Here is a 24,443-nt window from a genome sequence, read left to right as displayed (position 1 = left end):
GGCCGTCACTGATTGCCAGCGTCGCGTGCCTGCTTCAGCAGATTGTTTAGAAGCGCTCGAGGTGCCCGAAATGCCGTGCCGTGCTTGTGATGTTCGGGAAAGGAAACTTCGCTCGTGATGTCGGTAAACGTCTTGAAATCGCGCGTCTTCATCGCGCCGTAAATATTGCGTTGGTAGACATCAAAATAAATCAGCCACTCCTCGCCTACCTTCATCGCGCACGGGCCTTCAGTGAACTTCTCCGTGAACGGCGGCGAAATATTGCGCCACGGCCCGAGCGGCCCATCACCAAATGCAACCCGGATGTCCCGCTGCGGACGTGTGTTGTCCTTCAGCAACAAAACGAAATCGTGCGTATCGCGTTTCACGATCTGACAGTCGATGACACTGAAGTCCGGATCCAGGTACAGCTTCGTTGGGGTGAACGTTTTGAAGTCCGTCGTGGTGGTGTAATACATCCGATGATTGTTCGTCCTCGGCTCGAGGTGATCGGGAAAGCGGCCGGGAATCGTGGACGCCCAGCAGATGACAAACTCCCGCGCGGCGTCGTCGTAGAACAATTCCGGCGCCCAGACGTTCGCCGTGTCGGGCTCGTGCTTCATGGCCTCGACAAACTTCTGCTCCGACCAGTTGATGAGGTTCGTGGAACTCGCGTAGCCGAATCCCTTGTCCCCGCGCCACGCCGTGGTCCAAACGAGGTGGAAGGTTCCGTCGGGTCCGCGAACGATGCTGGGATCGCGGAGGATTTTTCCGCCCACGTTCGGTTTCATGAACGTCCCGGGGACGTTCGTCCAATGCAGCGCGTCGAAGCTGTAGAGGAATCGCAACCCGTCCTGCCCGTTCTCGCGGAACGACGTGAACATGTAAACCGTGTCGTTCGTGGAGGCTGCGGACGACGAAAACGAGCACCAGCCAAGAAGGCAGAAAAAAGCCGCAATCAGTTTAGGTTTCATAGCCTGGTCAAATACTCAAAAGACTTTTGTAGGGCGCGTTTCCAATCTGTCCTGCGCTCCGCAGTAGCTGCTACGCAGGACGGGCTATCGCCGTGTTTCCAAGCCGGCCGGGCGCAATCCGCGCATGCAGGTTTGAAACCTGTCCACCTTCCGCAGCAACTGCTACGCGGGACGGGTGATACAGCAGACTCGGAGTCTGCGCTACTCTCTTCGCAACCACACGGACATTTCCGACGCGCCGCGATTCTGCCACGTTGAATACGGCACCAATCGAATACGCTGCTGCCGCGCCGCCGCTGGTTGAACCTGGCGATAGAGCTCTTTCCCCCACGGCGCATTCGTGCGAATCCCAACAACGCCGTCGAGCGTCACAACGCCGCCCAACAGCCGCGTGTCGTGTCGCGCAAGAAACTCAGTTGCGGGCGAGATCACAACATCGTGGGGCTTCACTCCTGCCGGGAGATCCGTCGATTCGACGCAATATACAGTCGGCCCGCGCTTGAATGCCAGCTGTCCCACGGTTTCTTCCACCAGCGGATTTGCTTCGAGCAAGCGGATCGGCATTTCCAGGTCAACGTCCACAAGATCGCCCGGCTTCCACTCACGCTTCAATTCAACATAGGTTCCCGCCGTTGTTTCCGAAGTTCCCACCGGTTGTTGGTTCACTCGAACTGTAAAACCATCCGCCCATTCAGGGATTCGAAGCTTCATTGAAAACTCAGTGCCTGAGCTTTCCTCAACACGCACACGAACGCGGCCGCTCCAAGGAAACTCAGTTTCCTGCAGCAGCTTCACGCGGCCTATTCCCGGAACCTCCGTGTTGAGCCGGCTTCCGCCATACAGGTTGATCCAGACGGTGCGATCGGATTTTGCGTACGCGAATTCGGGACTGTGAGCGAGTGTCCGCGCGAGGTTGGGCGGGCAGCAAAATGAACTGATAAACGGCACGCGCTGATGCTTCCATCGCAGTTCCGTGGGCAACGGGTCGGTCGTTCTGAGCGGATTCACGTAGAAAAAGTTCGTTCCATCCAGCGACATTCCCGACAGCACACTGTTGTGCATCGCGAGCTCGGCGACGTCGATGAACCGCGCTTCGCCGGTCGCGAGGAACATGCGCCAGTTCCACAGCACGTTCCCGATATTGGCGCACGTTTCATTGTGGGCCGTCGTGTTCGGCAATTGATAATTTCGTCCGTAGGCCTGGTGCGTGCGCGTGATTGAGCGCTGGTCGCGCGAGGCGTCAGGCGAGGCACCATCGTACAGGGCACCGCACCCGCCCGTGATGTACATCTTCTGTTGCACCAGGTTCGACCAGATGGGTTCCAGCGGATTCCATAAAGTCTTGTCGCCCGATTCCATGAACAGGTCCGCGGCGCCTGCGTAGAGATAATTTGCGCGCACCGCGTGTCCTACGGCGTTGGTTTGCTGTTCGAATGGGATGCGATCCTGATTGTCATCGCCACCATCGGTGATCTGGCTCCGCAACGCAAAGAATCTTCGTGCGAGGGAGAGGTACTCGGCCTCGCCCGTGACACGATACAGATCAACGATGCCCATGTAATGCGATGGGCAAACGGAACTGCGCGCCGCCTCGGGTGAGGCTTCATTGAACGTGCGCTGCATGAAATTGGCAGCCTTGCGTGCAACCGACAGCAAATTGGTTTTGCCCGTCACCCGATGATGCAGCGCGGCGGTCGTCATCAAGTGGCCCATGTTGTACATCTCGAAGTTATGCCGATTCTGAAAAGGAACGGCATTGGTATCGCCATTACGCTGACGCACGAGCACCTGCGTATGCAGGTAACCATCGTCCCGCTGTGCGCGTGCGATCAACTCGATGGCCGAATCGACCTGTGCTGACAGCGTGGGATCATTCGTCATCGAAAGCATCGCGATGCTCGCTTCGAGCACCTTGTAGACTTCGCCGTCGTTGAACGTCGCGCCGCGATATCGTCCTTCCGCATCGCCAACAGCGATTCGGAAGTTCTGCAGGAAATGCGTGTGGTTCGTGCCTTCCATGATTCGCCAAAGGGCGGGCAAGGTTGAGGTTCGGCACAGTTCGATGCGGTCGGCCCAGAAGCCGGATGTCCAGCGTGCTTCGCCGGGTGCGATCGGTTGAACGGCCGCATGCGGGCGCGCACCAATTTCAGCCGCTGCGACGCGGGATGGGACGAACAGCGCAACGAACAGAAGTAATTGAACCAGGCGGCGGAGACGGGGCGACGCAGCCCGCCCCTCCGAGTCTGCTGTATCGCCCCGCCTTCGTCGCGATATTGCGGAGGCTGGACAGGTTTGGGAACCTGCGCTGCGGAGATTCGCGTTCATCTCACTTCGTCCCCAATTTGGCATCGCGCTTCTCCAGCGTCGCTGATTGCGGCACGACTCCGAGCACGATAAAACTCCCCTTCCCAATCAGCTCCAGCTGGTGACGGCCGGGCTCGTAGCGGAAGGCGTGCACATTGAATGCCGGGCATTCCTCGATCTCGCCCGCGTTGCGCAACACCGGTTCAACGCCACCTCGCTCGTCCGCGTGCGACGCGAAGTCCAGGTTCGGCACCTGCAGCCAGAGATCGCGTTCATTCTGGAAATATCCGATCAACACTCGCACGGGTTGCGTCACCTCGAACTCAATAGGCACATGGCGATGATTCTTCGCCTCTTCGTGCGAAAAGCGAATACCCGTCAAGCCGTTCAATTCGCTCGCAACAGACATGAAGGTGTACCGCCGATCCACGAACGGACGCGCGCCGGCCTTTACCTCGTACGTTTCCGCGTTCGTGCTGATTAATCGGAACGGCGCCGCCGGCCACGGCTGGACAGCGGTGGTGGAAGTCGCGCGCGCCGGATCCTTGAGCTCCGCAAGCGCGACGCGGAAATCGGCGAGTTCCTTCTCGTACAACGGCAAGACCTGGACCCAATGATAATTGGTTCCAGCGCCATTCGCCGCACCGCCGAACGGAATCTTGCGATGACCCGTTTGCATCGAATTGGCGAATTGATACGTATTCCGGGTCAGCGCCGTCAGCTCCCTGAAACGTTCAAGACTTCGCGTCATGTGTTCCCCGGCCGCGTTCATGTCCGCCATGTCCTTGCTGAATCCATAACGCAACACGTGCGCGGCCGCCTTTGTTTTGTGCTCGTAGTTCTGCGCCATCGCGAGAATGCATGCAAAGTCGTTGCGCCAGCGCTTGAACTCCGCCTGGTTCTCCGTGACGTGCGGGGCTGCGGCAGCGGCGAACACAACGGCGTTGCTGGCGTGCTTCAAAACCGCCTCGATAACGCTGACAGGGGTCTCTCCGATATGCGCTTCCTTGCTCCATTCCTTGCGGACAAATTCGTCGAGCCGTTCTCCTGGCGGCGCCTGCGATTCCCAGAGTTCAGTGATCGCGTTGTAACGCTTGGGATTGACGAGTTGATCCAGCGTCATTCCGAGCGACAAAGTCTGGCGGTTGCCTTCGGTGATTCCGAAACGACGCACCAGCTGCGGCGCAACTTCGCCAGCTTCGTTGACAGCATCGAGCATCTTCTCAGCGGCCTGACGCGTGCCCAGGAATGCGGTGAGCCGACTAATCCAATACGCGCGATCCTGGTTCAGGTTCACATCGGGATTCCACGCATAACGCGCCCAGGCCTCGAACCACATCCAGTCGCGATCCCACTGCTTCAGCGGCGGCGTGGTGGCGTCGGGACTGTTCGGCCAGTTCCAGTAGGCGAGCGGATACAAGTGCAATCCGCTGGCGCCGAAACGATCGCGCGACGCGAGGATCGATTTGCGAATGAACTCCTGCGCGCCGTAGCGGAACGGTTCCAGGTTGGAAAGGATGTGGACGTTGACGATGTGCGACCCGAGCGCGGCCATATTCAGGTGCGTCTGCGCTGCCTTGCCACGCGGCTCGTAAGTGGTCAGCGATTCGCCATTGTATTTGGTTTCTGTAAACAGATTCGTGTACACCGCGAAACACGCCGGCATGATTGCCTCGGGATTCATCGCGTGCGTGCGAATCACCACGGGCGGCTGCTCCCTCAAACCGGCGGCTTTCATGCCATCGAGAACCCCGGGAAGAATCGTGCTGGTGGCCCAACTGATCTGGTTGGTGGTGCCCTGCAACGCCTCCCCAAGGCAAACCATCAAGCCCACATTCGGATACTGCTTCACGAATTCGGCAATGGATTTGCGTGTGTAATCGGAGGAAAGCGGCGTTGGCGCGGAGAGCTGCGTGGGAACACCGTGCTTCTCGGCAAGCGGTTTGGGCAGGAAGATGTTGTAGAACATCTGCACGAGCCAGATGCCGCGCTTGTCGCATTCCGTGGTGAGCCAGCGGAACATTTCAACGTTCTTTTCAAATACATCATCGGGAACTTCCACGGCCTCGGGATATTCCTTTAATCGAACGAGCGACGCGAACGGATGGCCGTTCCAGAGGTAGAGGGAGTTCATGCGATTCTCGACCAGGACATCGAGATACTCGGACCACAACTGTTTGTCGTAAAACCAGGGGAACAACTCGGGCGTGTAAGGATATTCGTAAACACGGCGGCCTGGCAGGATCGATGTTTTCTGCATGGCAACGCAGACACCGCGAAGGGCCATCGCAGGTGTGTCGGCTACGTTGATCGACTGCGGGAGTCGTCGTTCTTCGCGAATGCGACGGGCCGCATCGACTGCTCCGTAAAGCAGACCCGAATCCGCAGCCGCAGTGATCGTCAAAATATTGTTGGATGATTCGAGCCGGAAACCTTCGTGGCCAAGGTCCTGCCGCAGGTCGGTCCGTTGTCGAAAACGAATGGACGGACCGTTTGTGGAAGGCGCCTGGCCAACCGTTCCCTGGAGGCCCGCCGCTTGCAAAGCAAGACCGAGGCGTTCAGCGGCAAAGACAACGCGGGGACTCGCGTTGGTGGGAATGGTGATGTTGACGTGGGGCGCCGCGGATGCGCCGAGTGCAACGAAAAGGAGGAGCGCAATTGCGCTTGCGAGCGCATTTCGTAGCACAGGCCTCCGAGTTTGCTGTATCGCCTGTCTCCCGTAGCAATATTGCGAAGGGTGGACAGGTTTCCTTGCCTGCTCGCGCGGTTCACGTTCTGCCGGCTCAGAAGCCGGCGATACAGCCCGTCCTCGGTAGCAGCCTACTGCGGAGGGCAGGGCAGGTTTGGAAACCTGCGCTACCGTTTCGGTTGATTTACAGTTCATTGCTCTTCCTTCACAAGCCACGTTAGCGGAGTCGAAACGCGGATCGGGTCATCGATCGTTACGACGTCGCCACGAGTGACGACCCCTGTCCGCGGGTCAATCGAATGCATGCGGTACTTGCCGCCAACATTCTCCAGATTCAGGACGTCGTGATTCATCGCATATACTAACAGTCGCCGGCCTTCCTCGCGCAATACAAACACACCAGGGCGCGACAAATCCGGCGCGGGCGCCATTGATGGGATCGCGTCCAGCAATTCGGGCGCGGTGTCTCGTGGCAGGCGCGGCAGTGATCCGCCGGCGCAAAGCCACGCCCAGGCTGCGATATCAAAGTTGCAGATAACGGGTTTGGCCGGGAACTTCGCACGATACTCCGCTGCCATTCCTGCAAGCGACGTTTCGTTCGGCCGTCCTGCGCGCGATTGGCGCTCGAACTGCCGCGGCGCCAGGTTCTTCCCGCCGGGGGGCGCAAACTCGCCGTTCTCTGTTCGCCACCAGTAGCGGAAATCAATCACGTCCACGATTTCGCGACGCTTTGGATCCGACAGTATCGAGTCCTGGACATCCTTGGTGGCGCTCAGCGCGATCAGGGGCGCGGCAGGCTTCGAAGCCCGCGCTGCGTCGCGCGTCCACTCGCCAATGGTGTCGAGCCAGAACTGCATAAAGTGCAAAGGCCCCGTGAACTCCGCGCTGGTGAAGTGGATTACGTTCGCGCAATTCGTGAAGTTCTCGAGACATTGACGAATGTAACCTCGGTGCAGTTCGCGCCGGACGGGATGGCTCACATCATAGAACAGTTCCGCCTGGAAGATCCGTTTGTCGCCCGCGTACGGCGGCGGCTCGGGGAAGCCCGTGTCGTTGATGTTGTTTGCCGAACGCCACGGAAAGTCGGCCCAGTGCGCGCCGGCTTCGAGGATATTGTGCTGAAAATAATTCTGATGGAACAACACCTGTCCGCGTTGCTCGCCCAGGCTGGCAAATTCCCGCAGCCGCTTCCAATACCACGGATTGAATTTCGTCAGGTCGTAACGGCTCAAACCATCCCACCCGATCCCCTGCCCGCTTCGTGCAAACGGTTGCTCGTAAAACGGCGGCAGCACATCGCCACTCATCCTGCGAACGCGCTCGTGATCGTCACGCCGACGGTCATACCAAAGGCCGTAATTATGGTCCAGGGCCACGCGGCCGCCCGCGTGCATGACGTCCGACACCTCCTGCAGGTCATCCGTCAACCCGGCGCCCGGTCGTCCTGGAACAAAGCGCGTCACGTTCACTCCGAATTGCGCCGCTTCAGACGGACGAATACTCCCGCGCCACCAGGTGACGTTTTGAATGCCGCCGATGAGGAGCCGGCCGTTCAGGGTCAGCCAGCCGTTGGTGAGGGTTAATTTATGATTGATGATGGATGATTTATGAGTTGCATCTCCTGTTTCCGGACTGTTGTTTTCGATGTCTTCAAGTCGTCGTGCGTTCGTGGCTTCGGCTGGAAGTGGATCGCGGTGCGATGCATCAAGAATGTAGTCCTTGAGATGCGGCGGCGGTTGATGCGCCGCGGCGGCGAGTTCCTGCGCACGATTCAGCGGTGGATTGCTCGATTCCTCGCGCGGACGCGGCATCAGTTGCAAACGGTCCATCGCTGCTCCGCCCCACCGCTCTCGCACCTGCGCGGCGAACAGGCTGCCGGGCTCCATAAAGTCGTTCGAGCTGCGCCAGATGCCGTCGCCTTCAAATCCAGCCCACGATCCAAACGACCAGTTCTGCGCGCCTGGAGGATTCCACACACGGATCACCGACGCGCTGCAATTCCAGAGAACGCAATTTGCAGCCGCCCAGCCGATTCCCGCGTTGTTGCCGGGACGGAATCCAAGGGTGATCGCATTGCCGTCAATGTTGACATTGTCGTAGAGAACGCCGCTCGCCCAACTCTGAATCGGGCCGCTGTCCTGCGACGGAAGTTTTGCATCGCATTGGACGAATGCGTTCGGACCCGCAGCGCAATGGCCGGCTGAAAAATCGTGCCTGCCGTCCTCGGCATAACAACGCAGAAACAATGTCTGCTGGCCCATTGTGAAGAACGTGTTGCGCCGATATCCGCCGTCCTCAGAAACAGGTTCAGTCGAGACGCAATCCTGAACCGTCACGCGACTGGCGGTTTCGTGAACCGCCACAGCCGAGCCTGCGAAATGTTTGAACGTCACCTGACGCACCCACGCGTCGCGCACGTTATCCATCGTGATCGCGCACCAGGAATGATCCTCATCTTTCGCATTGCCTCGATTCCAGCTGGATTCCAGCGCAAGATTCTCGATTCCGATTCGCTCCACCCGGCCCGCCCACGTTTCGACCGCCAGGATTGTGGCGTTCCCATTTGAAATGGCCGTGGTAATGGGCGCGTCCAGGGAAATCGTGTTTGCCTGAACCGACTGGATAACCCTATCCCAGGCTATGTCTCGCGTTCCCGGCCTCCATCCGCCGCCGACGCCGCCGCCAAATTCCCGCGCGCCGAGTTCATGAATCCACGCTTCCGTACCCTGGCGGATCACTCGCACGGAATCACCCGCTTTCAAGCCGGAGCTGCCTGCGAGTTCAATCGTTGTCGCACCAACAGGGACGTAAGGATTCACAACGCGCCAGCTGGCGTTGCTTTTCAGCACGATGTCACCGCGCCCCGCAGCACGAACAAGCGTGCGCCGGTCATTTCCAGCGGCAACGAGCTGCGTCCCGTCCGATCCAATTCCAGAACCGCGAAGCACCACTCCTGAATTGCTGATCACGAGACTGCCGAACACTTCGTGGCGGCCGCGGGACAGCAGGACAGCGCCGCGTAATCCATCACTGTTTGGCGGCAAAGTCGCCACATGGTTCAACGCGCGCTGGATCCGCTCGGTGCTGTCGCCTCCGCGGGCGTCGACGAATATCACAACCGTCGCTGCGGGAATTGCCGCCTCGCCTCCGCGATATCCGCAAGATGAGAAATCGGGAATGCGGTCACCTTCGGAGTCATCGTGGTATCGCAGCAACCCGTTCGTTCCCATCGAAATGATGGGAGGCAATGGGGCGGCGCAGACCGAGGCGGCAGCAAACCAAAACGCAAGCAACGCGATGCAATTGTTTTTCACGGCAACCTCCCCGTCAGCGGCTGCAGGGCGCTGCCCCTCGCAATCTCGGTTCCATTTGCGAGGATACGCAGGCCGGGACCGCGCCCGTAACGTGATCCATCCTTGTCCCAAACAATCGTCAGCACGGAACCGTGATATGGCACGCGATCGAGGCAGAACCAATCCCACGTTCCTTCCGGCAGCAGCGGATGCACTTCCACGATGTTGTCGGCCCGCGGGCGAATGCCCGCCAATCCGGTTATCAACAGGTCCGCGAACGTCGAATGATTGTAGTACCGGCTTCTGCCGTTCCGTCCGTTGATCCACCCGCCCGTGACTTCATCGTGATACTCGCCGATGAACGGTTTGCCGTTCGCGTATTGGCTTCGCACATAAGTTACGAACTGATCGAAGTAGATTGCGGTGGAAAGTTTCGTCGCGGCAGCTGCTTCGCTCCGCAAGAAATTCGCAAGCGCGTAGAGCGTCTGCGATGTGGCAAACGGCCAGACCGCCCCGTCCCATTCGCACGTCCAGATTCCGTGTGATCGGAATTCAGGATGGCGGCGCTCGGCCGTGGTGATCCCCGCGGGCGCTCGAAAACCCTGGACGTCCATCAATTGCCGCCATGCTGCGGAGAAACGCGCCTCGGGCGGGACAAGGTTGAACATCCATGGAATGAAACCAATGGCTTCACGGACTTCTGCCAGGTTGCCGTCGGGGCGGCGCACTTCGAAGAATTCAGAATCGGGATTCCAGAGCGTCTCGAGAATCTGCGCACGCAGGCGTTCAGACTTCGATTCGAACTCAGTTGCAATTCGGGGTTCATTTGCCAACTGCGCGATCCTCGAGATTGCCCGCGCGTTCGCCGCCATGTAGCTGTTGATGGTTGGCCGAACGTTTTGAACGCGCCGCCCGCCGCTGATTGATTCCTCCATTCCGTCGCGAACATCGAACTGCCAGAACATTCCATTGGTCAATTGCCGCTCCTGCTCCCATGCGCGATAATCCCCAACCAAATCGGGAAGCAAATCGATCAGGAACTGCCTGTCGCCGTCGGCGAGGAACCTTTCATAAACCGTTTCCGCAAACCAGCTGCTGAATCGATGAAAATGAGGCGCAGGTTTGCCGTCGTTCCCCCGCATCCAGAAGTGAATGTAGTTCTCAACGAAGCGCTGATCCGCCAGCCATCGCGATTCGGCGACGTGAAATGAGGCGGCGCAGCTGATCGTGTTGAATTCCCCGGCGTGGCTGACAGGCGTCAGGAATTCGGTGAACACGAATCCTTTTGGCGTTTGCTTCAGGTGTTTGCGAAACGACCACCATCGGAAGTAATAGATCTCTTCGACCTCGCGATCGGGACATTCAAAGAACGGGATGTTCGCCTGCAGCCACTGCGAGGATTCGGCATTGGAGATGAGGTTCGTAACGTTCTCGTCTTCCATCGCATTGAACCGTTCCACGTGATGGGAGAAGGCGGCAGGCTGGAGGATAGCGGACGGTTGCGCGGCAGCCGTGAATGAGATCAGGAGAAACGGGACGAGAATCGAGATAGCGAGGAAGCGGCGAATCGTGGCGCAGACATCCGAGTCTGCTGTATCGCCCATCCTCCGTAGCAGTACTGCGGTGGGTGGACAGGTTTCGCTACCCGCTGGCGCGGTCAGCGCCTTGCCGGTTTGGAAACCGGCGCTGCGTTTCGCAATCGCATTTCCCATCACGCCAATCCCATTCCCTCAAGTTCCGCCTGAAGTTCTTTCACGCGAATATCGACCAGCATCCGCTCTTCGCTGCGAAATCGGTGAAACGGCTCGGCCAGGAAATCTTCACACACGCCCACACACGCGAGAGCGCACTTGATCCCTTTGATGATTGATGACGGATGCCTGCCGATGCGGTACAGGGATCCGCTGACGCGCAGCACCGCCTGATGCAATTGGAGCGCGCGAGGGAGGTCCCCAGCCCGCGCCGCCTCCACCAGTTTAACGTAAAGCCGTGGAAATAAATTCGCACCACCGCTGACGCCACCGTGACCGCCGGCGAGAATGGCATCAAACAGCATCTCCTCGGGTCCAATCAAAACCGGCCAGCCAGCACGGACACGTGCCAATTCCAGTGCACGATGAAAATAGATCATGTTGGCGGAACTGTCCTTCAAGCCGATGATCCTGGGCTGATCGACTGCCCAGCGGACCGTTTCCACCTCGAATGGCACTTTGGTCAGCGCCGGCATGTTGTAAATGAAGAGCGGTAGCGGCAGTTCATCGAGAAGATGACTCAGATATTCCTGCAGTTCCGGCTGCCCCTCCGGCATGTAATACGGCGGCGCCGCGACGAGGGCTTCAGCACCCGCATCAGCCGCCACCTTCGCGACACTCACCGATTCTACAAAAGCCGTGTCTGTAATGCCCACCAACACAGGGATGCGTCCGTTCACCTGCCTGCAAGTGCGTTCAATCACCTCGCGGCGCAGCTTGTAGCTCAGGCCGGGCCCCTCGCCCGTCGTGCCCAGAATGAACAAACCGTTCACCCCTGCGTTCACCATGCGTTCGATCAACCGCTCCAATCCGGCGCGATCCAGTTCATCGCGGCCCAGCAGCGGCGTCACCATCGGCGGTATGATTCCTGAAAATTTCAATGCTTCCTTTCGACAGACTCGCCAGGCGGCGTCCGGGTTTCAACGGGTAATTGCAATTGGCGCCTTCGCATGAACATGCTGGCAATCCAGCCCACCAGCAGAATCGTCAGCGTGCTAATTACGACTACCAGCAACGTGTGGAATGGGCTTCGATACGACGATCCCCAACCCGTCCATCGCGGGGAGAAAGTCATCCACGCAATGACAACCACGCCGCTGACGACGCCGACCGCAGCGGCCCTATTCCCTGCTCGTGTTGCGAGCAGTCCCAACAGGAACAAACCCAGCATGCCGCCGCTGAAGATGCTGGCGAGCCCCCACCATGCATCCAATGCGTTTTTAATTTGCATCATTGCGAGCGCCATTCCGATGCCTGCGACACCGAACACCAATGTCGCCACGTGGAGGACGCGCATCGACTCCCATTCGCTGGCAGCAGGTCGAAAATAGCGTTGGTAAACGTCGCAGAGGATCAACGTTGCAGAACAATTGACCGAACTTGAAACCGTCGATTGAGCCGCGGCGAAGATGCTGGCGATTACGAGACCCGTCACCCCGACTGGAAGTTGCGCGACAATGAAATGTGGAAAGACGGAATCGGGTTTGTTGAGCGCATCCACCGACGCGGGGAGCAATTCAGGTCGGGCGCTGTAGAATGCGAACAATCCGGTTCCAATGAAAAAAAATACGGCGGATATCGGCAAATAGAGGAGTGCGCCCAGCCAGACGCTGCGGGCTGCAGCCTCGTCTGTCTTCGCGGTCTGATAGCGTTGCACATAACTTTGGTCGATGCCGAAGTTCTGCAGGTTGATGAAGATGCCATTCAACAGCACCACCCAGAACGTCATCGTGGAGAAGTCCGGATCGAAACTGCCGAGGCTGAACTTGTTGTGCTCCGAAGCGATCTCGAAGAGTTGCGCCGGGCCCTGAGGCATTCCAAACAGCAGAATAGCCACGCAGGCAAATGCACCGCCAATGAAGATGATGCTTTGGACGACGTCGGTCCAAATCACTGCCTCCATGCCCCCGACAAGCGTGTAAACAATCACGAGCAGTCCCGCGCCAAGGATGATCGTGGGAATGCTCCAGCCGGTGAGCGGCGCCAGGGCAAGGGCGAGCAGATAAAGTATCGTTCCCATCCGGGCGAGTTGGGTCAGGAGGTAGCAGACCACAGCGTAGGTTCTTGCCCACGGCCCGAAGCGCTTCTCGAGATGCTGATAAGCCGAGACTTCACCCGATCGACGGTAGAACGGAACGAAGTATTTTACCGCGAACCACGTCGTTACAGGAATCGAGAGACTGAACACGAAGGCGTTCCAGTTTGTGGCGAAGGCTTTTCCTGGAAGCGCGAGAAAGCTGATGCTGCTGACGTAGGTTCCGAAAATTGACAAACCGACGGCCCAAGCCGGGATGCGGCGGCCCGCTGCCATGAACTGTTCCGAGCTCAGGCCTTTCCGTCCAAACCAAAGGCCGAGAGCGACCACGCCCACGAGGTAAGCCAGCAGCACACAGATATCAATGACGGGCAAGGCTGACATCAGTATTGAACATCCATATCCCGGCCCGCTGCATTGCGCGCCGGCCCTTAAAACGAAGCCGCCCCGGATCCGGGGCGGCTTGCACAATCACTAACCCAACAAACAATCAATGACGGCGGCGGGAGATCAGCATGGCGGCGGCGCCGAGGCCGATCAAAGCGAAGCTCGTGGGTTCGGGCACGGCAATCGCGATTCCGTCGAAGCTGAAGCGATCCTGTCCCAGGCCGCCGGTCAGGAACTGCGGAAGGCGGACATCGAGGCGGCCATTGCCCAAAGCATCGGTTTCCAGCATGAAGGGAAGCAATGCCCAAGCCCGAGTGTCACCCGCCGTGCCGTCGCGCGGAGCGCCCAATGCTGTGGAGTTGTCCACCCAATTCAACGTTGCGCCTCCCAGGTTGTCGACAATAGACCACGTTGTTCCGCCATCGACGCTGAACTCAGCACCGGCTTTTTGACGGGAGGATACGACAGCGTTCGTGCTGTTCTGCGCGTAGATCGCGTAAACCCGGACGAAATATTCCGTGTTCGGCAACAGACCGGAGAGTGGCATATACAGGCCAGGATCGGGTGCGCCGGCGCCCTGATTCGGATACCTGCCCGTGTATGCGGTGCCGTTGTAGGCGGGAACTCCCGGCCCAGTTGTGCGGTAGCGCCATCCGTAGGCAGCGCCGTCGTCTCCCAATCCCCATGTCGCGTCGCTATCGGTGGTCGCGTCCACGGCTGTGGCTGCACCAGGAAAGTTCAAGCCGTCTTGAAGATCAATGTAGGTGAATGATTGCGCCTGGAGAGCCGTTCCACCCAGGGCCAGGGCAAGCACTGTCGCTAGTTTTGTCGGGTTAGTCATACGTCTTTTCGGTTAGGGGTTATGGGAGTTTCTGGATTCTGGAAAATGTCTGGATTCTTTTATAAGCGCCGCATCGTGTTCACATCAATTGTTATGCTATTCGGATTGTGACGAAAAATTTGCTAAATTTGATACAGCCGGGCGTCCGGACTATTCACGACAACAACAGTTCATGCGGGCCAAATGCTAAAATTCACCCACCAGCGACCCGAGATATTCCTCGAGGTTCGTATAGCCGTCGCCATTTCGATCCGCATTGCCGTCAGCTGCGTCGGCCGCGTTCAATCCCCGGGCCGATTCCCATGCGTTCGGCATGCCGTCATTATCCGTATCCCATCCTGCCGGCCGTGAAACTTCCGGATAATTTTCCCATCCGCCCACGTCTTCCTGGGAGTCCGGCAACCCAGGCAAACCGGTCTTGCTGCCCTTGAATTTCGCTGTCCCGTCCCGCACTTCCGCAATCACCCGCCGATCGTGCTCATCCAGCGCAGGAAAATTGCATCCGACATTTGCGAGGACGTTGGTGAAGGCTTCATCGGCAGAACGGGTCGTGACATGAGGCTGAAAAAACGGACGGTCGGACCACGGGCTGTATTCTGTGGGAACCGTGCCTCCGCGCTCGGTCGTTGCGATACGTCCTTTTTCCTGCTCGTCGACTCCGAAATGTCCGGGCATGACGTTTCCGGCAACGTAATAACGTTGTGATCCCTTGAAGCCGCCGTATTGCGCATTCAACGCATGAAACCGCTGTGTGGCCGGGCCGGGTTTGTAGAAGTTGTTCACGAAGTTCACCTCATGCGCGCCGCCGTCGGTTGCGCGGTTCTTCCAGTTGTAAACAACATTGTTTCGGATATCGAGACGGCCAGCATACGTATTATCGGGTTTGGCGAGGCCGCCGGCCAGACTCCAATTCCGACCGGCGCAATGCGCCAGCAGGTTGTGATGAAAGCTTCCGATGTCGCCGCCGATGCTTGCGGCATAACCGTGCTGGGTGCCTGGCGGATACTTCTTGTGCCCCGCTTCGTTGAGAGCCTCAGAGATGAGCGTGCGTTGAAGCGTAATGTTTTTGGCGCCACGCGAGCTGAACGACTCGTCCAGGGTCCAGCTGATGGAGCAATGATCAATGATGCAATCATCGCTGCTGGCCATGCCCATGCCATCGAGAGTCTGGCCCGACGTGTTGCCCGGGCGAACCCTAACGTACCGAATGATCACGTTGCTCGCCCCCAGCATGCCCATGTTGTAATTGCGGATGCAGATGCCTTTGCCTGGCGCAGTTTGGCCTGCGATCGTCAGGTATGAGTTGGTTTTTCGAATGATCAACCGGGAATCCAGCGTGATGAGCCCCGAAACATCGAACACCACCGTGCGGGGGCCCTCTTCCTCAACTGCCGCGCGCAGCGAGCCGGGCCCGCTGTCGTTCAGGTTCGTCACCTTGATCACCCTGCCCCCCCTGCCGCCGACTGCAAAACGCCCGTAGCCTTCTGCAGTAGGAAATGCGAGTTGACGTCGCCCGCCTTCAGGCGCGGCTGCCGGCGCAGCATGGAGGTTGGCGACTCCGGAACCGATGCTTGAAACGACGAACAAAGCGGCTGCGCATTGAGAAAACATTGAAGCCATAACGATTTCGGTCTGATCAGCGAACATGAAAGCGCCGGTGCGGCAACGCGCCGCACCGGCACAACAACAGGACAGTCAACTAAAACTGCGGATGCCCAAGGCGATAGAACACAGCGCCATTGTCACGATTGATCCAGTTGGTGATCGTGATTGAGTTGGTGAAGATCGACCCGGCGACGACGCTCCAATTCGTGCGAGCCATGCTCAAACCGTTTGTGAGCGCGCGGGTTTGCGTCAGCAACTCCCAGCCAATGTGGCTGCTCGGCCAATTGAATGTGACGTTCGTGCCGTCGAATGGAATCACTGACAGCGGGATTGGATTAGTCGCCGTTGCGGAGATACGGATGATGCCGTTCGTCGCAAAGTCACTGCGATCCCAGACGAGTCCCAATCCGGGCGAGGCAGGATCCATCACAGGAAGCTGTGTTTCCGTGTTGTCGAACGGACGATTTCGGAATCCGCCGCCGAACTGTTCGAAAGGTTTGCTGAGAATCTTGATCACCGTGCCGTTCGTCCAGGGTGTGTTGCCAAGGCGATTCATGCGAAGCGTTCCAGTCCGGGTGGACCAGCGTGAAGTGTAGATCACATCAGAGCTCTTGGCCGTTGTGGAAAGCGTCGGAGCATTGCCAAAAGGATTCGAGCCAGGGGCGGAATCCATATTGACGTCGATTTCAATTACGGAACCCGGCGTGAAATCCAGTTGCGATTGATTCGTGAACGCAGCGATTGTCCCTGGGGTACCGGGAGAAAGAATTCCTCCGGAACCGATTACCAGCCGCGACCAGTAGGCGGGGGCTGCGCCAGCAGTGTGGTTGATATCCGCTGTGCCAGTGAAGATGCCACCGATGCCGTTCATGCGGCCGAGGAGGTCGATTCGATAAGTACCATTGGGTCCGCCAATGATGCCGTTGTTCCAGCGGCCGTTGAGCGTCACCGTGGTGTTGGTTCCTTGAATCGTTGAAGTGCTTGGAACGCGTGTCACGATCACACCACCCTGGTTTACGGTCATTTGGGCATTCGCGGCCTGGACGGTGCCGGTGATTGAACCGGATGTCGTCAATGATCCGCCGTTCACAGTCACGCCGTTCGCGACGGTAGCGCCAGCTTGAAGCGTCGATATTCCGGGTGACACGAGCCGTGTAATGCTACCCGAGAAGTTCAGCACCGCGTTGCTGCTCACGACAGTGGAACCGATTGCTCCACTGCCGGTCACGGTTCCCTCATGAACTGTCAAAGGCAGTTCGCTCAATGCGTTAATCGCGAGCGAGCCCGTGCCCCATTTGTTCATGGGGGCAGTGCCGCCGATCATGCCAGCGCCGTTGAACGAGTAGGACAGGGTGTTGTTGGTAACGAGCACGCCAACACCGCCGACAAACACCTGGCCTGGCAGGGTTACGCTAGAGTTCGCTGCAGTGTCGTCGAACGTCGCAGCGTCACCATTGGCAAAGATTCCCCCACCTTTCCAGTTGGATGAGGTCGTAGTCCAGTCTGTTCCGGGCGAGCCGTTCCAAACGAGGTTAACGGGCGCCGTGTTCAGAATTACGATGTCAATCGTGCTGTTCGCAGTATTATTCACCACGTAACCAAAGACGCCTGGCGGCATCGTCACACCGAAATTCGGCGAAGCTGAGGTGTACTGGATGATGGGCACCTGCAATGGAAAGGTGTTTACGTTAATCACCGAGGCAATGTTGATCGTGTTTCCATTACCCGCGGTGACGACATTGGTTGCATAAATATAGGGAGTGGTCTTCGAGCCATCGAGCAAGAGCGTGAGCTTGGAATCGGACATCGAAAGAGTGTTCAACCACTTGTCTGGCTGGCCAATTTCACTGAACACCCGCAACTCGCCTCCGCCTGTGATTGAAATACGATTGTTGCCCGAAACCTTCGTCACTCCCCCGATGAAAATGTTGCTGGCGATTACCAGTCCTCCGTTGTTGATCTCGATCGAACCGTTGCCTGTCTCGGCTGCCCGCTTGTCGCCTGCGTCGGCTGTTGTGTAGCCAAGGTGCAGGGTATCATTGACACGGAACACGCCATTGGTGCTGACCACGAGAGTTCCGTAGACTTCACCGCTCGCATCGTTGCCCTGTTCGTCCACAGGGATGATGTTGTTCCCGAGTTCCTGGGCCGAGATGTAGGCGATGTTCGCATCGATGACGCCATCCGCCATTCGCAACTCAGCCTGGCTTGTATCATTGTCCTGCGACTCCAGGCGATCACGGCCGAGATACAACCTATCCACGAGCATATCCACTCTTCCCGCGTTGAAATTCACATTCACTTTGCTTCCAGACCCTGCGCCGCTGTTTCCAGAGTTGTCGCCGAACGCGACAACAGACATGCGGCTCACGCCATCGGCATTTCGGAAGTACGCGACGGGCGAGCTTCCCGCCGGAATGATGTTGGTATTTGAGTTGAAAATGACGCGCGTGTCGCTTTCCGCCTTCGCCACAGAATGGCCGAAGACAATGCTGTCCATCAAAAACACGTTGGTTCGTCCCAGGATGAAACTGAACTGGCTGCCGCTGCCGAGCCCCTGTTCTTCGCTGTTGCTAATGGCCAATGCGTAATCGCGTACCACGGGGTCGTTGTAGTTATTGGCGTCAACGTGTGTCGCCCGGAGATAGTTGGTCAAGGCGAGTGTGACCTGCGGAATAAAACGTGAAGGCCGCGAATTTGTGGCCGTGCCGCCACGCGACGAGTAGCCGTTGTTCGTGTAATACGGATAGAGGCGATAATCACCCAATCCAATGCGGTTCACATCTGCAACAAACGTGTTCAGCCGGCTCATGTTGAGGGTGGAGTTCTGGCCGGCTTCCTTCAGGAGCGAGACAGTAGCCTGTGCGTTGCTGACGACCAGCGCGCCTCCGCCCGAATAGAAAACCTCGATTGCTCCCGCGCGGTTGATCGAGTCCTGAAGAAGGGAAAAACCTGCCGTGCCCGTGACAGCGAGCGTGGCACCCGATACGATTTCCATGCCATACGCCTGGTCGTTTTCCTCGGCGCCATGGGTGAAGCGCATCCCTGCGACCTCCTGGCTGCTCGACACCAGCACGTTCGTAAAATAATTCGTTCCGTGGTCACTCGCACCCGAACTCGGGAACACGACGACATCGTTTGGGGTTGGCAGAGAGCTGCCTGACCAGTTCGCCGCGGTCGTCCAGATTGTATTGTTTGTGTTTCCATTCCAGATCTTCGCGGAATGAATCGGGATCGGCAGCCGGTAGGTAAGCGAACCTGAGGCTAAAATCTCGATTGCGTTCACACCCGATTGCGGAACGCTGCCGTTATAATTCACCACGAGCGTCGCGGATCCGACGGGACCATTGATTGTGGACGGCCCAACAATCGTGGCGCTCGTTACACCGGCAGGCAATGTTCCGACGGCAACCGTCACGGACCCGGTGGTTTGGGCCCAGATCAAATTCGTCATCGTTCCGCTTTGCCCGGCAGGAACGGTCATTCGGACCAGCGAAGGCCAGACCTGATTGTCCTGGGCCGCTGCGTTAAACGGCGACAGCGCAAGAGAAGAAACGGCGACTGCCGTCGCGCACAAAATACGGCCGAGAGTTGCGCGAGGAGCATGGCACGACGTGCCACGAGATGGACCCGAAGTTGGATTGGGTTTCATAGTTGTCGGTCTGCTTTGTGTTGGGTTAGCAAACAAACCCGGCGCACCTAGCAGGTGGATGGCCGGGCTTAAAGAGTCAGCGTCGAATCGCGATCAATTCCATGGCATACGGTCGCTCATCCACAGCAAATCGGCGTTCTCCTCTCCCGAGCCCAAAGACGTGCCCCAAGGTTTGAGTTGTCGCCTGATAGGCTGTTTGGTTGAGCCCACCATCCATCGATGAATCTCTGAGTGACCGTCAGCGAAAGAAAAACCTGCAGACCCGTTGGGCCCGCCATGATAGCTGGCTGGCAAATCGCGCCATGTGGCGAGACCGGGAAGTTTGCCTGGATCGAACATGAACATTGAATCGTTGATGCTGTCGGGATGCTCGTCGACAGCCACAAAAACATCAACAGGCGAGCGGATATGCGTTGTCTTGGATACCAGTGACTGGTACCTGCGGCCGAGCGGCCATGAGGAATCCGGACTTGGTGGAACAGTCACTCCGCTGCCATGCATCGCGCCGTTCATGGCCAGACTGCGAACGCGCTCTCCATTCGGCGCGGGAGTACTGTCCGCGGGACACTTCCAGACTCGGGCGCTCTTCACGTATTTGGCCAGGGGAGACTGATCTTCGGAAACGAGGAGGAAGGCATTGGTATTGTCCGGGTTCATCGTCCAATCCATCAACCCAGCGACCGGCCGCTCATTGGGCAGCTTGTCATTGTTGTCGAGCGGAAACATTAACCATCCCAACGTCAACTGCTTGGTGTTGTTCAGGCACGAAATCGCCTGCGCCTTCTGCTTGGCCTTGCTGAGCGCCGGCAGGAGCATCGCCGCAAGAATGGCGATGATGGCAATGACCACCAGCAATTCGATGAGGGTGAATCCCGGTTGCAGGGTTTTTTTCCGGGCGGGGGTGAAATCGAACGTGTCCATTTTGAGATCTTCGAAAGTATCAAATCCGCTTCACACCAGTCCACGTTGCCACTTGGAAACCGCCGGGCACACTCAGCTCTTTTTCTGCTGCCGACATTCTCATGTTAAGCGTTTTGAGGAACGTAGCATTGATACTGCATCATGCCGAATTCTGTAATCCCAAAAATGTCAAAACGTTTACAAAAAGTGCCAATCACAATTTTCTGCTGCGCGTGCCGGCGTCGCCCCGCTATATATCGTTCAGCACCGAGACAACTGTAACCACGCACCGAACTGCCGCGCCTGATTGCATTGTCACCCATGAAAAAAATGCAGCCACAACTTCAGGCCGTACCGGTTTCAAAACCCATTTCGCGGCGCCGCGCAATCAAGCTGCTCGCAGCAGCCGCGCCCGCCTTCTGCGTCCCGCGAATGCTGGCCAATACATTGCCTGAGCCACAAGCCCGTCCATTCAGCGGGACCCGGGAATCGCTTTCAACCTACCGCATCCCCGACTGGTTTCCGAATGCAAAGTTTGGCATCTGGGCGCATTGGGGTCCGCAGTCCGCGGCCGAATACGGGGATTGGTATGCCCGTAACCTCTATATCGAAGGCTCGCGCCAGAACCGTTACCACGTAACAACCTACGGCCATCCGTCCAGGACCGGCTACAAAGACATCATTCCCACCTGGAAAGGAGCCGGCTTCGATCCCGAACGGCTCGTCGGCCTCTACAAAAAAGCAGGGGCGCGCTATTTCATGAGCATGGGCGCCCATGTCGACAACTTCGACATGTGGAACTCAAAACACACGCGCTGGAACGCGGTCAATATGGGCATCAAGCGTGATGTGGTCGCGGAATTCCGCAAAGCCGCCCTCCGCCACGGGCTCCGCTTCGGTGTCAGCGACCACCTCTGGATGGCCTACAAATGGATGTCTGTTTCACGCAGCGCGGACAAGGAAGGTCCTTTTGCCGGCGTGCCCTACGACGGGATCAATCCTGAGTATCACGATCTTTATGGCGATTGCCCAACCATCTACCGGCAGCTTCCCTGGGATGAGGAAGGAATTCCCGACAAGTGGAAACAAGAATGGTTCAATCGCATCTCGGATCTGATTGACCAGAGCCAGCCAGACATTGTTTACACCGACGGGCAAATCCCGTTCGGCAAATGGGGCCTGGATCTGGTGGCGCATCTTTACAATCAAAGTGCGCGCAACCACGACGGCCGCGTCGAAGCCGTAATCACCAGCAAGCGCGAGGAGGATTCTGCTGAAGGCCTGTGCGTGTTCGACAAGGAACGCGGCGTTGTTGAAGGAATCTGGCCCAAACCGTGGCAGCTCTGCACGTGCGTCGGGAAATGGCATTACGACAAGGAAGCAACTTACAAGACACCCAAGCGCGTGATCGACATGCTTGTCGATGTTGTCAGCCGAAATGGCAATCTGCTCTTGAACTTTCCCTTGCCTAACAGCGGCGCACTCGACGCCAAGGAACTCCAGATTCTGGACGAAATCACGCAGTGGATGGCAGTCAACAGCGAAGCGATCTACGACACGCGTCCATGGAAAACGTTTGGTGAAGGCGGACTCGTCAAAGAAGTTCCCGGTGTCAAATACAACGAAGCGAGCCTCAAGGATTTCGGCGGCGGCGTCACACGCTTCACCACGAAGGGTTCGACGCTTTATGCATTCTTCATGAGCTGGCCTGGGAAGGAAATCACCGTCTCGCAGCTTGGGATGGGCAAACCCTTTGTTGAGGGAAAGATTCAATCCATTCGCCTGTTGGGCGCAGAGGGAAACCCCAAATGGGAACACAACGCGAAAGGCCTTGTGGTTCAGCTGCCTGAAGATCCGCCGAGCCAGCATGCGCACGTGCTGAAGATTGAAGGTCTCGCCACGTGAACGTATTTCACATCGTAGCGCAGGTTCCCGAACCTGTCCCGCCCTCCGCAGCAGGCTGCTACCGAGGACGGGCTGTATCGCCGGATTCCAAACCGGCCGAGCGTGGAACGCAGAAGCAGGCAAGGAAACCTGTCCACGAGACTAGGATGTCTGCGCTGCGCAGAGTCGCGCTCCACATCGTGCTGTGCGCCCTCTGCTGTGCGTTTTCTGCATACGCACAGGAACCGGCTCGCGCTGAACTCTGGGTTTCGCCAAACGGGTCCGACACAAATATCGGCACACGTGACCAGCCCTTGGCTTCATTGCACATCGCGCAGCGCAAGGCCCGCGATTTGCGCCGCCTGAACCATCCTTCGATCAACAGCGGCATTCGCATTTTTGTTGAAAGCGGCACGTATCGCCTCACCGCTCCCCTGCTCTTTCGTTCTGAAGATTCTGGAACCGCGCAAAGTCCGACTGTCATCGAAGCAGCGCCAGGCGCAGCGCCAACGTTGAGCGGTGGCATTGCAGTTCGCGGCTGGCGAAAAGGCACAGGCCTGCAACAAGTCCCCGCTTCAGCACGGGAACATGTGTGGGTTGCACCCGCACCGCGAACTGGCGGACGGATCGTCGAGTTTCGGCAATTGTGGATCAACGACCGCAAGGCCGTCCGCGCGCGCAATCCGAACGGCAACGAATTGCATCGCATGATTGTCTGGGATCGCACGAACTGCTTCGCCCAAATCCCCGCCGCGTCGTTGCTTGGCATTCAGGATCCGCTGGGACCCCTAGAAATTATTTTTCATCAGCAGTGGGAAATTGCGATTTGCCGTGTATCGCAAATCGAGCATCCCGGCAATGCAGCCAGGCTTCGATTTCATCAACCTGAATCCGCATTGCAGTGCGAGCATCCGTGGCCGCAACCCGTCATGGGCACGAACGGCGCGCCGTTCTTCCTTGCGAACGCGATCGAGTTCCTCGACGAACCCGGCGAATGGTTCCAGGAATATCCGGGAGGACAGATCTGCTATTGGCCACGTTCGGGCGAAAACCTTGAGACAGCAGAGATCATTGCGCCCGTGCTTGAAACCCTGGTCCAAGCCGAGGGAACTCGCGATCATCCCGCGTCGCACATCCATTTCCGGGGGATGCGCTTCGCACACACCACCTGGATGCGCCCGTCGCTGCAGGGTCACGTCCCGCTGCAGGCCGGAATGTATCTTCTCGACGCCTACAAACTTTCGCCCAAGGGAACGCGCGATCATTCGGCTGGTCTCGACAACCAGGGCTGGCTCGGACGGCCGCCTGGCGCGGTCTCTGTTAGAAACGCCAGCCACTTTCACCTGGAACGCTGCCGATTCGAACATCTCGCGATGTCCGGGCTTGATGTGCATGACGGAACGCACGACGGGATCATCGAAGGCAACGTGTTCCGCGACATTGGCGGCAATGGCATTCAACTGGGGGAGTTCGCCGATCCAGGCTTCGAAACGCATCGCCCCTTTAATCCAACCGACGAACGGGAAATAGCGACACGCCACCGCGTTGCCAACAACGTCCTGACTGACACCGCAAACGAAGACTGGGGTTGCGTCGGAATTGCGGTTGGTTTCGGCCGTGAGATTTCCGTCGAACACAACGACATCAGCAACACGTCCTACACGGGCATCAGCATGGGATGGGGCTGGAACAAGGCTCCGAACGTCATGCGCGACAACCGGATTGTCGCAAATCACATTCACAAGGTCGCGACGCGCATGTGTGACACCGCGGGCATTTACACGTTGTCGCCGCAACCTGGAACGTTGATCGCAAGCAATCACGTTCACAGCATCACCATGAGCCCCTACGTCTCTGACCCTTCCCATTGGTTCTATCTGTATCTAGACGAAGGTTCATCGCACATCACGGTCCGTGACAATTGGTGTCCCGAGGAACGCTTCCTGAAAAACGCGAACGGGCCGGGCAACGTCTGGGACAACAATGGGCCGATGGTGTCGGAAAACGTGAAACGCAACGCAGGCCTGCAACCGCAGTTCCGGGAATTGCTGAAAGAATGATTATCGAGGAACAACCGTTTGCCGCGCAGGCATCGGAATCTGCCGCTCCCGTGGCGCAGACTTCCAAGTCTGCTGTATCGCAGGTTTCC

At 58.0% G+C, this 24,443-nt stretch carries 13 protein-coding genes; 2 read left to right on the top strand and 11 right to left on the bottom strand.

Annotated elements, in window-relative coordinates; genetic code table 11:
• Positions 1-5 precede the first annotated feature (5 nt).
• From VEH04_04705 to VEH04_04655, 11 genes are all read right to left on the bottom strand, one after another.
• On the bottom strand, positions 6-953 hold the full coding sequence (locus tag VEH04_04705) for a glycoside hydrolase family 43 protein (protein ID HYG22062.1): 948 nt from the start codon (positions 951-953) through the stop codon (positions 6-8).
• Between the two features lie 201 nt (positions 954-1,154).
• On the bottom strand, positions 1,155-3,278 hold the full coding sequence (locus tag VEH04_04700; GenBank protein HYG22061.1) for a glycoside hydrolase family 127 protein: 2,124 nt from the start codon (positions 3,276-3,278) through the stop codon (positions 1,155-1,157).
• Position 3,279: 1 nt separating this feature from the next.
• Complete coding sequence (locus VEH04_04695; GenBank protein ID HYG22060.1) at positions 3,280-5,943, bottom strand: hypothetical protein; 2,664 nt, start codon at positions 5,941-5,943, stop codon at positions 3,280-3,282.
• Between the two features lie 194 nt (positions 5,944-6,137).
• On the bottom strand, positions 6,138-9,260 hold the full coding sequence (locus VEH04_04690; protein ID HYG22059.1) for a DUF6298 domain-containing protein: 3,123 nt from the start codon (positions 9,258-9,260) through the stop codon (positions 6,138-6,140).
• Entirely contained in the window at positions 9,257-10,843 is a 1,587-nt protein-coding gene (locus VEH04_04685) for a glycosyl hydrolase family 65 protein (GenBank protein HYG22058.1), read from the bottom strand. Before VEH04_04685 ends, VEH04_04690 begins: the two co-directional genes overlap by 4 nt.
• Before the next feature lie 107 nt (positions 10,844-10,950).
• Complete coding sequence (locus VEH04_04680; GenBank protein ID HYG22057.1) at positions 10,951-11,871, bottom strand: dihydrodipicolinate synthase family protein; 921 nt, start codon at positions 11,869-11,871, stop codon at positions 10,951-10,953.
• On the bottom strand, positions 11,868-13,409 hold the full coding sequence (locus VEH04_04675; GenBank protein HYG22056.1) for a sodium:solute symporter: 1,542 nt from the start codon (positions 13,407-13,409) through the stop codon (positions 11,868-11,870). Before VEH04_04675 ends, VEH04_04680 begins: the two co-directional genes overlap by 4 nt.
• Positions 13,410-13,515: 106 nt before the next feature.
• Positions 13,516-14,253 carry a PEP-CTERM sorting domain-containing protein gene (locus tag VEH04_04670; protein ID HYG22055.1) on the bottom strand — a complete coding sequence of 246 codons (738 nt, stop codon included), beginning with the start codon at positions 14,251-14,253 and terminating at the stop codon, positions 13,516-13,518.
• A gap of 186 nt (positions 14,254-14,439) precedes the next feature.
• On the bottom strand, positions 14,440-15,873 hold the full coding sequence (locus VEH04_04665; protein ID HYG22054.1) for a hypothetical protein: 1,434 nt from the start codon (positions 15,871-15,873) through the stop codon (positions 14,440-14,442).
• Positions 15,874-15,952: 79 nt separating this feature from the next.
• Positions 15,953-19,510, bottom strand: coding sequence for a hypothetical protein (locus VEH04_04660; GenBank protein HYG22053.1), 3,558 nt, complete (start codon positions 19,508-19,510; stop codon positions 15,953-15,955).
• Positions 19,511-19,603: 93 nt separating this feature from the next.
• Positions 19,604-20,431, bottom strand: coding sequence for a prepilin-type N-terminal cleavage/methylation domain-containing protein (locus VEH04_04655; protein HYG22052.1), 828 nt, complete (start codon positions 20,429-20,431; stop codon positions 19,604-19,606).
• Between the two features lie 300 nt (positions 20,432-20,731).
• On the opposite strand from VEH04_04655, the gene VEH04_04650 reads away from it, so the two are divergent.
• Positions 20,732-22,315: an alpha-L-fucosidase gene (locus tag VEH04_04650; GenBank protein HYG22051.1), complete on the top strand. Its 1,584-nt coding sequence runs from the start codon at positions 20,732-20,734 to the stop codon at positions 22,313-22,315.
• Between the two features lie 293 nt (positions 22,316-22,608).
• Complete coding sequence (locus VEH04_04645; protein HYG22050.1) at positions 22,609-24,354, top strand: hypothetical protein; 1,746 nt, start codon at positions 22,609-22,611, stop codon at positions 24,352-24,354.
• Positions 24,355-24,443 lie beyond the last annotated feature (89 nt).

The sequence above is a fragment of the Verrucomicrobiia bacterium genome, from assembly GCA_035629175.1.
GTDB lineage: Bacteria > Verrucomicrobiota > Verrucomicrobiia > Limisphaerales > DASXHY01 > DASXHY01.
This window is presented reverse-complemented; position numbering and strand designations above follow the sequence as displayed.